The sequence below is a fragment of the Paracoccus sp. M683 genome (genome assembly GCF_007096355.1).
In the GTDB taxonomy this organism is placed as follows: domain Bacteria; phylum Pseudomonadota; class Alphaproteobacteria; order Rhodobacterales; family Rhodobacteraceae; genus Paracoccus.
Window position 1 is genome coordinate 1 of the sequence record NZ_VKDF01000013.1, and the last position, 12956, is coordinate 12956.

The window sequence follows — 12956 nt, forward strand, 5'->3', positions numbered from 1 at the left end:
CGGCGTGGCGAACTTCGGCTCGATCGTGCCCCCCGCCAGGTGCTTGGTAATCGTGTTGCGCGAAAGGCCGGTGCGCCGCGCGATCTCGCGGACCGACAGCTTCTGCCGCAAGTGCATGCGTCGGATGATGTTCAAAAGTCCCATGTGGATCACTCCCGTTACCCCCGCCGCTCAACGCTTTGGGGAAAGGTTCACATGGCTCACTTCTCAGTGGAAATTACGCGCCGATCCGCCTCAGTTCTGGGTGGAAATCAACAGGCATGATCGTCTGGCGTCATTTCGTGCCGGTAATCTTTCCCCCGACCACGTGTTTCCGGAAGATAGGGCGGATCGACATAGTGAACGGTCTTTGGTCCATCGTGCGCCTGCATCACCTGCACAGCTGGCCGCTGCTCAATCACTACACCGCGCATCCGCTCGGCCGAGACCCGCACCGTTTCAGGCATGCTTGCCCAGCCATGTACCGGAAGGGTGCCTGCCCGCATTCCTGCTGCGCGAAATCCGGTGCGCTTGTGGATCCCCGATGATCCGTGACCGAAATGCGATCGCGCCAGAACTCGGCGTGCGCGCTCGATATCTGATGACGCTTCCTGATAGCCCGTCTGATGTTCCGCGCGGGCGAATGGCGTCAGGGCTATGGCGGCTGCCAGCGCGTCGGGTTTGTCGCGGAGGACGCGAAACAGCGTCACCATGTCTCCATCCAGATCATTATAAACCTCAAGGCGGGATCTCTGCTTAGCCAGCAGCACAGCGGCGCCACCCCCGAAAGGCTCCACATAGCAATCATGCTCCGGGAAAAGGCCGATGATTTTGCCGGCCACCAGCACTTTTCCGCCATGGTATCTGATCAGTGCGCCCATAGGCTTATCGCTCCGGCGTCAGGTGGAATTTTGGTTCCGGTCTCTCCCGGATGTCACGACAACGGCGGCTCCACGCCCAATATCTCTATTACACCGTAGCGCCGGGCTTACTACCGAAAGCGCGCATGAGCCGTCTCTTTCCCGGATGCCTCTGCGGTGGTCGTTCACCTTCAGCATTCCACCCATCCGGTCGGTGGCCCTCCCCTAGCCAGTCTCGGGGTAGGAAGCTCCGCTTTTATGACCGCAGGTCAAACTGGCGTCGCGAATATCGTGCCCATTCGGGCGATTTTGGGAAGAAGGATGACGCCCGTGTCCTGGACGCAGGGAAAACCATCCTCGCCTCCGGATCAGCGTCGCTCGCCAAAGCCACCACCGCCAACATTCTGGCGCTGTCCGCGTCGCAGAACGGCAAGGATGTCGGAATCGGCGTGAAGCCCTCGGCCAACATCGCCTATGTCCCCGCGACGCCGGCGAACATCAAGCTGATCGTCACCTACAAGGCCTGATCAGCCAATCGCGCATCTGTGCGCCCGGACAGGGCGCGCGGTTGTCCTGCCACTCAAGCGAAGATTGGAGCCGATAAATGGCCGTCATCGAGAGCATCATTCGCCGCGCTGCCGGGACCATCGTCAAGATGGACGGCACCACCTACCATTTCAAGGATACCGGCGAGCATGACGGGGCTCACGTTACCACCGTCACCAACGTCAACCATGCTGGCCGCTTCCTCAAGCACCCCGAAGGCTATCGCCTGCTGGGCGATGACGGCAGCGATTTCACCGCGCCCAATCCCAGCGTGCAATCGTCCGAGACCCCGCCGATTGACCCGGACACCGGCGACAACATGACGGCGCTGGAAGGTGGAGACGGCAGCCAGACGCCCGCCCTGACCGTCGAGATCATCGATGCGATGACCGACGAGGAACTGGCTGAAGCGTATGAACAGGCCGAGGGGCGCAAGCCCGGCAACACGAAGCCCGAAACCATCCGGGCCAAGCTGAAAGAACTGATCGGCGCGAACTGATCCGCGCCGCAGTCGCAACACAGTGATCCAGAAGGGGATGCACGACCATGGCATTTACAGCAGCCGCAGTCATGAAGCGTGCATCCACCATTCTGCAGGACGCCGGCGCCGTTCGCTGGACCGCCATCGAACTGCATGACTGGCTCAATCAGGCTCTGGTGGAAATCGCCACCATGAAGCCCAATGCCAAGACCGCCGTGGTCGAACTCGATTTGGTGCCGGGCACCGTGCAGGAACTCGCCGCCGAATATACCTGCCTCTCGCGCGTCATGCGTAACGCTGGTGCCACGGGCGGTCGCGCCATCACGACCCTGTTCCGCCGCGAAATCCTCGACCAGCAGATGCCAGGCTGGCAGGACAGCACCGTCCTTCCCAATGCCGCAGTGGTCAGCATGGTCTTTCAGGATCTCGCCGCGCCACGCACCTTCTGGGTCGTTCCGGGCAACACAGGCACCGGGTCGATTGAGGCCATTGTCGGCATGAACCCCACGCCGGTCGCTCTGCCCGTGCAGGTGGCGGATCGCCTTCTGGTCGACAACTACACGAACAACGTGGATCTGCCCGACGCGTATCAGACCATCGTCCTCGATCTTCTTCTGTTCCGTGCCTTCTCGAAGGACAGCGCCGCGCCCGATGCCGCCGGCCGGGCCAATGCCCATTTCCAAAAGGCCGCCGCAGCCGTCCAGGCGCTGATTGCCGGGGAATCGGCCATGTCCCTCGCGGGTTCAGTCGCCGCTCAAGCCGCTGCCGGCTGATAGGGGGACACCATGCCCCTTGCGCGCCTCAACACCCTCTTGCCGCTCATCCTGCCAAAGGCGACGAACTGCCCCCCATCCGTCGCTGCGCAGCAGGCGCGCATGGCGGCCATCGAGTTCTGTGAACGCACGCGCTGCTGGCGACAGGTCAGCACCGTGACCGTGACAGGGCCGAACGAGGCGCTGACCGTCGCTCCGCCCGAGGCCGCGATCTACGAGATCGAAAGTGCCAGCTTCGGTGAAGGTGACACCCCGCTTTACCCGACGCAGCATACTGACTTGTTGGGCATGCGCACCGGACGCCCGGCCTATATCACGCAGGTCAGCCCCAATCAGGTGACCATCTTTCCGTTCGACCAGGCAGTTGACCTCGATATTTCGCTTTTCCTCAAGCCGCGGGTCGAGGATGAATATGGCACGGATCCGCTTGACCCGCTGTTCAACCGATACGACGTGGTGCCGGACTGGATGCTGACCCAGCACGGCCACAGGCTTGTCGACGGGGCCCTTGGACGCATCCTGGCAATCCCGAACCAGCCATGGACCGATATGGCCCGCGCCGGGTATCACGCCGGCCTGTTCAATGACGCCTGCAACGCCAAGTTCCACCAGCAGGTGCGCGGCCAACAGCGGGCGCGGGCGCGGTCCCGATTTCAGGATTTTTGATCCATGGCCAAGATCGAACTCAGGGGCTTTGCGGGGGAAATGCCGAAGGCCCAGCCCTTCTATCTGCCTGAGACGCACGCATCGTCCTGCCTCAATGCCCGGCTTGAGAACGGCGAACTGTCGCCCTTCCGCATGCCAGACGATATCCACACCCTGCCCGCATCCGCCCAGCAGATTTACCTGCACGGCGCGACATGGATCAGCGCCGGCACCGATGCCGATTTTGTTCCGGGCCCGGTGGCTCATGACCGGCTCTATTTCACACAGGACGGTGGCCCTGCATCGGTTCGCGTGGCCGGGCAGACGTATGATCTTGCCATCCCGACACCAATCACCGCGCCGACGCTGGCCCGTAATGGCACACTTGTCACGGCCGCTGCTGAGGATTTCGCCTATGCGTGGACCTGGGTGACGAGTCTGGGCGAAGAAACCGCCCCATCGCCCTTGTCAGCCCGCATCGCCATGTCGCCCGGCAATACCGTCACCCTTAGCAACCTGCCCGGCGCGGTGCCGCCCAATCGCCTGATCACGCACAAGCGCATCTATCGAGCGGCAACAACCGCATCCGGCGCAACCGAACTGTTCTACATTGCCCAGATCGCAGCCTCGGCGGTTTCGTATCTGCATGACCCTGCCGCTACCCCGGATCAGGAAGTCATCTCGACGCTGAATTTTGGCCCGCCGCCGGTCGGTCTCGAAGGTCTGACCGCGATGCCCAATGGCATGATGGCCGCCTTTCGTGGCAAGGAACTCTGGTTCTGCGAACCCTATCAGCCTCACGCATGGCCAGCGGCCTATATGCTGACCACCAATGACCTGATCATCGGTCTGGCCGCCTTCGGAACGTCGCTGGCGATCCTGACGACAGGGACGCCCTATGTGGCCCAAGGCCTGCACCCCGACCAGATGGTCATGGAGAAGTCGGAACAGCCATTCCCGTGCATCGCCAAGCGCAGCATCGTGGACATGGGATATTCGGCCATCTATGCCTCGACCGATGGTCTCGTTGAGATCAGTTCCGGCGCACAGGCCCGACTGATCAGCGCCGAGTTCTGGAGCAGACAGCAATGGAACGCGAAGCAGCCCTATAACATTCGGGCCGCGCGCCTCGGCACGCGCTATGTCATGTCGGCACTGCCGGAAGGCGAGACAACGCGCCGCATCGACCTGATCGACACATCGGGCCAGCAGCCCTTTCTGGTGCCAACCAGTTATCTCGCCCGCGCCCTCTATTCGCACATCGAATCCGGTCGACTCTATATCTTGCGCCCCGATGGCGTGACCATTGCGGAGTTTGACAGCCCAGACGGCGGCCTCTCGTCCTTCACCTGGCGGTCCAAGCCGTTCAGGATTGTGCCCGAGCAGTCGTTTGGCGCCGCCATCATCAGCACCGAAAGCGGCGATGGCGCTGTCACCATGAACGTCTATGCCGATGGCGCGCTGTTCCATTCGTCCGCGGTCAAGGACCAGATATTCCGCCTGCCCTCGGGGATGGCAAAGACCTGGCAGATCGAATTGACCGGAACCGCGACTGTGATCCGCGCGGCGATCGCCCATGTGATGGGAGACCTCGCCGGATGAACAACCCGACGCTTGATCGCGCCCTGCGGGCCAAGATCGAAGAAATTCTCGGCGAGCGCGGCACGAAGCCAAACCAAGCAGTTCGGTTCAGGGATATTGAGGGGCTGGCCTTCGGTGCAGGACTGGCCAAGCAGGTCAAGGATATCGCCGAGAAGGTCGCGCGTGACATCGCAGAAAGCTACGACGGCGCTGACACTGACCTCGCTGAACTGCAAGCCGAGGTTGCTGATCTGCGACACCGCGCCGATGCCGCAGCAACGGCCGCCGCCAACGCCGAGGCGGCCGCGGCCAACGCCACAGCTTACACCGACGCCGAGGTGCAGAGCGCACGCGATGATCTGGCGGTCGATTATCAGACGGCGGTCGCTGCGGCACAGGACGCGCTTGCGCACGCTGACGAAGCGGAGCAGTGGTCAATATCGTCTGAGGCCAACGTGACGCGGCTCTTTCCAGAGGATTTTCGCGACGACGGGGCCTTCTGGACCGAAAATCTTGGCCTTCCACCAACGGCGGCCAGCGTTCTTCCGCCATTCTCTCAAATCATGAGCGAGGCCCTTGTCGGAGATTTCATCAGGCTTGAGGCTGTGGCCAGCCGCGACCAGAGGGTCGTATCGCGCGGCGTGATCAGGTTTTCCGAGGGTCGGACAATCCGCGTGACGGCAAAGGTCCGAACTATCGGCGGCACGTCTGGAAAACTGCGCCTGCTATTCGCGGTCAAACGGGCAGACTACACAAACGCACGAAACCTGTTCTGGAGTAATGCCTTAACCACGTCCACAGCAGACACATGGCAGACGTTCACCTTTGATCAACTGTTGCCAGCACCGCAGGCCAACGAGGTCTGGTTGCAGATCGGGCTTTATGCCAATTCCAACGCTACCCCGGACGTGGATTGCGATATCGCGTTCATCCGCATTGAGGACGTGACCAGTCTGGTTGCAGGCGAACAGGCGGCAGCCGCCGCCGAAATCGCCAGGACCGACGCCATCGCCGCCAAGGGCGACGCTGAAAGCGCATCGGCGGCGGCTCAAAGCAGCGCCACCCTTGCGGCCAGCAGCGAGGCGGCAGCCGCTTCGCAAGCCGACGCAGCGGGCAACAGCGCCGACGCAGCGGGCAACAGCGCCGACGCAGCAGCCAGCAGCGCCACGCTGGCAGGCACAGAGGCAGATGCGGCGGGCAGCAGCGCCGTCGCGGCCAACACCGCGCGACTGGCGGCCGAGACGGCCAGAACCGGATCACAGAGCGCGCAGGCCGGGTCACAACTGGCGCGGGATGAAGCCGTCACCGCCCGACAGAACGCAGAAACTGCCGCCGCATCGGCACAAACCACCCTGACCCTCAATTCCAAGGTGTCCTCTCGTGGCGTCGGAGTGCTGGAGGATCAGTTCCTTCAGGCGTCGGAATGGTCTGAAATCAAACCCGCCGGCAACACCATCACCAAGACCGCCAATGCCCTCTATCCGATCGGGCAGACATGGGAATTTCAGACCGCCGGAACCAACGATGTAGGTATCCGCATTCTGGACAGCCCGTCATCCATCTGGTCCGGCACGAAGAACGCCAAGGCCTATGTCGCCGAGGTCGAGTTCACGCCGGTTTCCGGGTTACTGACGGGCGCGGCGGTGCGCCTGTTCTGGAAGAACACGGTCGGCACGGGTTTCGCGACGACGGCGCTGTTCAGCAATGATGCGCTGGCAGCGCCGAGTGATAATGGCAGGACGAACACGTTCCGGGCCCTTCTCAAGCGCCCGGCAGGATTTTCGGGAACCTTCTACAGCCACACCCTCATCGTTTATGCGGACGTGGGCCCCAATCGCTATGCCAAGACTATCCGCTTTCACAGGGTCAACCTTCGGCCCGCGACCGAGGAAGAATTGGGGCTCGGCGAGGTCAGCGCAGCGGTTCAGGCCACGCTGGCCGAAAACTACTTCACGCGCGCCGAAACCAACATCGCTATCGCAAATGCCGACCTGACCCTGAATGCCTCGCTGGGTGAGACGTTTTCGTCGGTCGAGAGTTCGAAAACCGCCATCGCCTCGCTGAACGGGTCGGTGGCGCGGTTCCGCAATGTCGTGACGGTCAATGGTGAACAGCGTGCCGGGATTGAGGTTGTGGCCTTTGACGGCGCCGGGTCAGGCACCGGATCGGTGATGAAGCTGATCGGTGATAACGTGATCGCCGAGGGCACACTGTCCGGCCGCGAGGTCGTGGTGCATGACGGATCGGCCAATATGTTCCCCGATCCCGCTTTCTTACTCAAATCCTTCTCGGGATGGACGCTAAACAGCGTTGCGGCCAGCAACTTCTCCCTGATCGCCACCTCTGCGATCCCCGGAGCGATTAGCGTCAACAATGCCAAATCCGAAGCCTGCCTTTACATAACGAGCCATCCGGGTCAGGGCGACGCCATCATGTCCAGCCCGAAATTTAGCGTCGCCCCTGGCGAGCAGTTCGAGCTTGGTTATGACTTGGCCGTGCAGTTAGGGCAATATCACATGTTCTCGCTTCGCCTGCGCGTTCACGACAAGGACGGTGCACTGCTGGCCACGCTTGGCGTTCAGACCGATACGGCGACCGCAGCGTGGCGGACCTTTTCCGGCACCGTAACGATCCCAGCCAATGCGACACATGCCGATATCCAAGTGGTCAGTAGGGACGTCACAGGCATGCAGACAGGCTATGCCGCCGCCAGCAACTTCACCGTGATCCGCAAGCGGACCGGCCGGACGCTGATCACGCCCAACAGCCTGACCACCGATCTGGTTGACACGAACGATTTCAACGCCTCTGGTCTGGCAGTGTTCGGCGGCACGCTGCAGTCCGACAACTTCAATCAGGCCAACGGCACGGGCTGGCGGATCACGAAGGCCGGTCAGTTGATTGTTCCATCTGCATCAATCACCACGGCAAATCTGGAAGATGCGTCGATCACCTCGGCCAAGATCGGAAACACGATCCAGTCGGACAACTTCAATCAGGCCAACGGCACGGGCTGGCGCTTGTCAAAGAACGGCGGCCTGATCGTGCCGCACGCTTCAATAGGGACGCTGGATCTGGATGGCCGCGCCGTGACCGTGCAGCATCGCAAGGTGGTCAGCGGCAATTCCTTCAGCGCCAGTTCGTCTCTGGTCATCAGCTCGACCCCGGCCTCTGATCTGATCGTCGGCTATACGATCAATCTGGGCTATTATGCCGGACCAGGCAGCGACGGAGCCGCCTCGACCAGTATCAGCATGTCGCTTAACGGAACCCAGTTGATCTACGGCCTGCTGCCCGGCGCATATGGCGTGATGAGCTTGCTGGCAGGCGGTCCGGCGCGGGCCGGGAACAACAACTTCACTGTTACCTACGAGACCAACGTTCACGTTGGCAACGCACCCACGTTCGAAATTCATCAGATCATACTTGAGGCTAAGCGTTGATTTTCTCGATCATCAACCCTGACGGATCCTGCGCGGCAGTCCTCGATGTCCCGGACAGGGAGACGGCAGAGCTGAACTGCGAGCCGGGGCAGACGGTATTTGAAGGCGAGCTGGATCAGCTGACTGAATATCTGCGTGACGGGGTGGTCAGGACCTATCCGCCCCGGCCCGGCCAGTGGGCGGCGTTCGATCTGGCCACTGAGGCGTGGTTCGACCCCCGAACCACCGCTGACCTGGAGGCCGAATTGCAGGCCCGCCGCGATGGCGCATCGCTGAGCAAGTCGGCTTTCCTCGTTTCCTGCATGTCTTGCGGCCTTCTCAGCCCAGCCGAGGCCAGCGAGGCAGCCCAAGGCCTGATCCCGGCATCTTTCGCGCCTGCTGTCGCTGGGCTAAATCCTGAGCAGCGGGATACGCTGGCGGTCATATGGCCATCCGTGACGCAGATCGATCGCACCGATCCATTTATTCTGGCGCTCGCCTCATCCCTCGGGATCAGCGATGAAACGCTCGACATGGTGTTCGGCCAGATCCCATTTAGTCCCTGAGCCGCTCACACCAGCCTATTCCGTCAGCGCCGACAATCGGCTATCATCCCGCAACGATGCATGCAGGACGCCCCGCATCACCTCTCATTCAGGCGACCGCGCATGTCGGATTCCGAAGCTGACCGCAAATCCGGGCTGCACCTCAGCAGGCAACCGCAATACTTCCTTCTCGATTGGGCGCGGCAACGCTGTGGCTTAGGCGATGACCTGTGGCCGCGAGAATCCGAGGCTGTCGGGGTCCGCGACGCCGATGGCAGGGTCCGCGCTGTCATGGTGCTGAACGCCTTCTATGGCGACACCTGCACCGCGCATATCGCATCCGACCACACCCGCGTATGGGCCAGCCGGAAAATCCTCGCAGGCCTGTTCGGCTATACCTTCATTTATCGGCGCATGAACCGCATGCAGTTGATCGTGCCGGTCAGCAACAAGCGCGCGGTCATCCTGGGCGTGAAACTCGGGTTTCGCCCCGAGGGCGTCGTCCGAGCGCATTGCGCCAATCATGAGGATGGTTTCCTCATGTCCATGTTGAAGCACGAATGTCCGTTCATTGAGGATGACGTGATGCCCGAAGAATTGGAGAACGACCATGGGTAAGGGCTCAAGCGCACCGTCGCCAGATCCTAAGATGGGTGAAGCCGCGCTTCTCTCGGCCAAGACCGGCCAAGACTATCTCAAGATCATGCGCGGGCAGATGGACATCGCCAATGAATGGGCGGCCACTGATCGCGAACGCCAGCAGGACGTGTTCATCCCGCTTGAGGACGAATACATCAAAGAGGCCCAGAATTGGGACAATCCGGGCCGGATCGCGCAGCGCGTCAGCGAGGCGCGCAGCGATGCACAGTTGCAAGGTCAGCTGGCCGAAGAAGGCGCGAAGCGGCAGGCGATGGCCATGGGGGTCAACCCCGGCTCTGGCCGGTTCCTCGCCGGGTCGCGAGCTGCGAAGATGAACACGGGGCTGGCCCGGCTCGGCGCAGGGAACACCGCGCGGCGCATGGTCCGCGCCGAGGCCGACCAGCGCGAGGCGAACGCGATCAACCTTGGCAAAGGACTTGCCGTCAACCCCGGCACATCGCTGGGACTCGCTAACGGGGCGGCAAGCAGCGGTTATCAGGGCGCCATGCAGGGCTATGGTCAGCAGGCCAATATTCTCGGCCAGGAGTTTGATCAGCGCATGTCGAAATGGCAGGCCGATCAATCATCCAGCGCCGGGCTGTGGGGCGCGATCGGCACCGTTGCTGGCATGATGCCGATGCTGTCCGATGAGGATGCCAAGACCGACAAGAAGAAGCCGGGCCGGTCATTGCTCAAGGCGGTCGAGGACATGCCCGTAGAGGAATGGTCCTACAAGGACGGGCGCGGCGACGGTGGCCGCCACGTTGGCACCTATGCCCAGGATTTCCAGCGGGCAACTGGCGTCGGTGATGGCAGGACCATCAACGTGGTCGACGCCATCGGCACGACCATGGGTGCCATCAAGGAACTGTCCAAGAAGGTGGACAAGCTTCAGGGGCGGAGGATCGCGGCATGAGCCGTTCCTTCGCCGCATTCGCAGAGGGCTTTGCCAGCAGCCGGCGCGCGCGCGCCGATGCAGATGAACGCACGGCGCAGCGTCAGATTGAACGAGACCGGATCACAGCGGATCGTGATCTTGCGGCCTCTAGTGGTCGCCGTGTCATTCCTGATGCCGATTATCGCCCCCGCGAGGGTTCCGCGCCGCCATATCGCGATATGGCCGCATATGTCACTGATGGTCTGATCAACCGCGGCATGTCCCCGATGTTCGCCGACGCCTTTGTCATGAATTTCGATGATGAAAGCGGGCTGGATCCCGATATCACCGAGGGCGCGGCCAACGTTCACGGCACCTATGGGCGCGGCCTTTACCAACTGACCGACACCGCGCCGGGCGTGGGGCGCAGATCAGCCTATGAGAAATGGGCTCAGGATCGCGGCGACGATCTATACGGCGTCGATTCGCAGTTGGATTACCTCATGCACGAATTGAACGGATCAGAGGCCGCCGCTTGGAAGAAAATTCAGCGCGCCACGACGCGCGGTGAGGCGGCGTCCGAGATCGTTCGTTCGTTCCTGCGGCCGGCACGCGAGCATCGTGATCGCCGCATCGCAAAATATATGGGCCGCGATCTTCCGCGTTCTGATGCATCGGGGCGCCGCCTGCCTGCACCGGAACTGCCCACCGCCACCCCCGGCGCCGATATCGCTTCATCGTCCTCGGGCGCCGCGGGGCGCAAGTTCACCATGAACCCCGGCGCTGCCGGGCCGTGGCTGTCGTTCGGCCGCGCAATAGGAGCGTAAGACATGAGCAGCGCCGGTATCGCCAGCTTCATCGACGGTTTCATCAGCGGGCAGGACATTCGCCGGCGCCGCGCGGACGAGGACAAGGACCGCGCATGGGATGAAAAGTCCCGTGCGCGGCAGGAAACGGCGTGGGGCCAGGACGATCAGGACCGCGGCCGCCGCATGGCGTGGGAAGATGAAACCCGTGGTCGCACCCGGACGGAATGGGCTCAGGGCGACGTTGACCGTTCCCGGCGGCATGCCCGCGAGGATTGGAGCTTTGACCGTGACAAGGTCGAAGCGGGCCGCGACGATACCCGTTTCGGATGGGAGGGCGAGCGTGAGGCGGATCGCAGGTCTGATCGCGGCCGCCGCATGGCGGTGGAGGATTACGAACAGGATCGGCGGCGCGCTGCAGATCAGCGCGAGGACCAGTTGCGCGAGGATATTGCCGCCGCCTATGACGAGGCGGAGCAGATGCACACGATCAGCAATGCGCCCGGCCCCGTGATCCCCGACACGGCCCCGGCCCAACCCCAATATGAAGGCGGCCGCAATTTCGTCCTGCCGGGGACAGAGATCGCGCCGCAGCAGCGCGCCGCACCGCCCCAACAGTCCGCGCCGCAGGACCGGCGTTTCTCTGCTCAGTCGGAACCCGCCGCCCAGCCAACCGGGGCAAGGAATCAGCAGCCCGCCATCGCCCCGGCCAGCTCGGGACGCACCGTGGTGCCAGCCGATGTCGACCAATTCGATGCCAAGGCCGTGAAAGCGGGTAGCAGCTTCATGGACGCCTATCGCGACGGCCCGGCGCAGAAGATCATTGGCGCCTATATGCGGGCGGGCGATATCGACAAGGCCGAGAAGTTCGAGACCTTCATGGATAATGGCCAGACCAAGGAAGCCCTCGGCCACTGGTCCAAGGCGATCTATGCGGCGCAGGCCGGCAATGCGCGCTCGTTTGCCGAAAACCTCGCCCGCGCCTACAACACGCGCGGGTATTTTGACGACGGAATTGATGCGGTCATCGAGAAGTCGGAAATCGTCCAGGACGACAAGACCGGGCGCATTTCCGGCCACATCACCTTTGTCGACACCCGCACGGGCGAGGAAATGCAGATGCCCTTTGACGGGCTCGATGATCTTTACCGTTCCGGCATTGGCATGCTGTCGCCCGAGCAGGTTTTCGAACGGGGCTATGAGCAGGTGCAGAGGGCCGATGAGCGGCAAGCCGCGATCGTGGACGCCTATCAAAAAGGGTTCGACAAGGAGCCGACCGACACCGACATGGACCGGATCACCGATGCGCTGGACATGATCGCCAAGTCGCCCGAGGGTATGGGCATGTCGGCAGATGAGCAGATGCAAGCTGCGCTTGCCTTCGTGGCGCAGTTCGACGGGAAAGGTCGCTATGTCGGCAAGCCCGCCGGTTCTGGCGAGGCCGCAACCGCACCCAGCAACGACGTTCCGATCTTCATCCGCTGATCATCAGCAATCAGAATACCAACCGCCGCGGCCATTGAACCGGCTGTCGCAATCCAGATCGGTTGATGCGTCGGGCGGGATCACCGCCAATGCGACGATGGTAAACCCGCCGACCGCGACAAAGAACCAGACCTGAAATAGGAACTGGTTCGCATTCGTCTGTGCGTTCCGCACCGTCAGGGCGGCGCCAATAGCGAGGATGACAAGGCCGATCAGCAGCATCATGCGCAAAATCCATTGTTGATGCCTTTATCATGCCTTGCGCGCCGCCGGGTGTCCATTCTTCCCTCGCATCGGTCGTTCTGTTAGTCTGACGC

The 12956-nt window shown here is 62.3% G+C and carries 14 protein-coding genes; 11 read left to right on the forward strand and 3 right to left on the reverse strand.

Annotated elements, in window-relative coordinates:
* The coding region (locus tag FNJ84_RS17650; protein WP_143794630.1) for a winged helix-turn-helix transcriptional regulator at window positions 1-153 on the reverse strand (153 nt) is incomplete at its 3' end.
* A 98-nt stretch (window positions 154-251) separates the two neighbouring features.
* Window positions 252-860 (reverse strand): DNA adenine methylase, encoded by a 609-nt coding sequence (locus tag FNJ84_RS17655; RefSeq protein WP_143794631.1) that lies wholly within the window; start codon window positions 858-860, stop codon window positions 252-254.
* 125 nt (window positions 861-985) lie between these two features.
* Here FNJ84_RS17655 and FNJ84_RS17660 point away from each other — a divergent pair, with 125 nt between their 5' ends.
* From FNJ84_RS17660 to FNJ84_RS17710, 11 genes are all read left to right on the forward strand, one after another.
* On the forward strand, window positions 986-1366 hold the full coding sequence (locus FNJ84_RS17660; protein WP_143794632.1) for a hypothetical protein: 381 nt from the start codon (window positions 986-988) through the stop codon (window positions 1364-1366).
* Between the two features lie 77 nt (window positions 1367-1443).
* A complete protein-coding gene (locus FNJ84_RS17665; RefSeq protein ID WP_143794633.1) occupies window positions 1444-1884 on the forward strand; it encodes a hypothetical protein in 441 nt (146 codons plus the stop codon).
* Between the two features lie 47 nt (window positions 1885-1931).
* Window positions 1932-2639, forward strand: coding sequence for a DUF6682 family protein (locus FNJ84_RS17670; RefSeq protein ID WP_143794634.1), 708 nt, complete (start codon window positions 1932-1934; stop codon window positions 2637-2639).
* Window positions 2640-2651: 12 nt separating this feature from the next.
* Entirely contained in the window at window positions 2652-3305 is a 654-nt protein-coding gene (locus tag FNJ84_RS17675; protein ID WP_143794635.1) for a hypothetical protein, read from the forward strand.
* Between the two features lie 3 nt (window positions 3306-3308).
* On the forward strand, window positions 3309-4886 hold the full coding sequence (locus FNJ84_RS17680; RefSeq protein WP_143794636.1) for a hypothetical protein: 1578 nt from the start codon (window positions 3309-3311) through the stop codon (window positions 4884-4886).
* Entirely contained in the window at window positions 4883-8308 is a 3426-nt protein-coding gene (locus tag FNJ84_RS17685) for a hypothetical protein (protein ID WP_143794637.1), read from the forward strand. Before FNJ84_RS17680 ends, FNJ84_RS17685 begins: the two co-directional genes overlap by 4 nt.
* Complete coding sequence (locus FNJ84_RS17690; RefSeq protein WP_143794638.1) at window positions 8305-8853, forward strand: hypothetical protein; 549 nt, start codon at window positions 8305-8307, stop codon at window positions 8851-8853. Before FNJ84_RS17685 ends, FNJ84_RS17690 begins: the two co-directional genes overlap by 4 nt.
* A gap of 102 nt (window positions 8854-8955) precedes the next feature.
* Window positions 8956-9450, forward strand: a complete 495-nt coding sequence (locus FNJ84_RS17695; RefSeq protein ID WP_143794639.1) for a hypothetical protein — start codon at window positions 8956-8958, stop codon at window positions 9448-9450.
* Window positions 9451-9481: 31 nt separating this feature from the next.
* Window positions 9482-10387 carry a tail fiber domain-containing protein gene (locus tag FNJ84_RS17700; RefSeq protein ID WP_185968590.1) on the forward strand — a complete coding sequence of 302 codons (906 nt, stop codon included), beginning with the start codon at window positions 9482-9484 and terminating at the stop codon, window positions 10385-10387.
* On the forward strand, window positions 10384-11175 hold the full coding sequence (locus FNJ84_RS17705; protein ID WP_143794641.1) for a phage tail tip lysozyme: 792 nt from the start codon (window positions 10384-10386) through the stop codon (window positions 11173-11175). Before FNJ84_RS17700 ends, FNJ84_RS17705 begins: the two co-directional genes overlap by 4 nt.
* A 3-nt stretch (window positions 11176-11178) precedes the next feature.
* Entirely contained in the window at window positions 11179-12639 is a 1461-nt protein-coding gene (locus FNJ84_RS17710) for a hypothetical protein (protein ID WP_143794642.1), read from the forward strand.
* Between the two features lie 3 nt (window positions 12640-12642).
* Here FNJ84_RS17710 and FNJ84_RS17715 read toward each other — a convergent pair whose 3' ends face one another.
* Window positions 12643-12864 (reverse strand): hypothetical protein, encoded by a 222-nt coding sequence (locus FNJ84_RS17715; protein WP_143794643.1) that lies wholly within the window; start codon window positions 12862-12864, stop codon window positions 12643-12645.
* Window positions 12865-12956 lie beyond the last annotated feature (92 nt).

Coding starts and splice junctions, on each gene's coding strand:
- FNJ84_RS17665 (WP_143794633.1), top strand. CDS start 1,444: ATGGCCGTCATCGAGAGCATCATTCGCCGCGCTGCCGGGACCATCGTC.
- FNJ84_RS17660 (WP_143794632.1), top strand. CDS start 986: ATGAGCCGTCTCTTTCCCGGATGCCTCTGCGGTGGTCGTTCACCTTCA.
- FNJ84_RS17695 (WP_143794639.1), top strand. CDS start 8,956: ATGTCGGATTCCGAAGCTGACCGCAAATCCGGGCTGCACCTCAGCAGG.
- FNJ84_RS17675 (WP_143794635.1), top strand. CDS start 2,652: ATGCCCCTTGCGCGCCTCAACACCCTCTTGCCGCTCATCCTGCCAAAG.
- FNJ84_RS17700 (WP_185968590.1), top strand. CDS start 9,482: ATGGGTGAAGCCGCGCTTCTCTCGGCCAAGACCGGCCAAGACTATCTC.
- FNJ84_RS17670 (WP_143794634.1), top strand. CDS start 1,932: ATGGCATTTACAGCAGCCGCAGTCATGAAGCGTGCATCCACCATTCTG.
- FNJ84_RS17715 (WP_143794643.1), bottom strand. CDS start 12,864: ATGATGCTGCTGATCGGCCTTGTCATCCTCGCTATTGGCGCCGCCCTG.
- FNJ84_RS17680 (WP_143794636.1), top strand. CDS start 3,309: ATGGCCAAGATCGAACTCAGGGGCTTTGCGGGGGAAATGCCGAAGGCC.
- FNJ84_RS17655 (WP_143794631.1), bottom strand. CDS start 860: ATGGGCGCACTGATCAGATACCATGGCGGAAAAGTGCTGGTGGCCGGC.
- FNJ84_RS17685 (WP_143794637.1), top strand. CDS start 4,883: ATGAACAACCCGACGCTTGATCGCGCCCTGCGGGCCAAGATCGAAGAA.
- FNJ84_RS17710 (WP_143794642.1), top strand. CDS start 11,179: ATGAGCAGCGCCGGTATCGCCAGCTTCATCGACGGTTTCATCAGCGGG.
- FNJ84_RS17705 (WP_143794641.1), top strand. CDS start 10,384: ATGAGCCGTTCCTTCGCCGCATTCGCAGAGGGCTTTGCCAGCAGCCGG.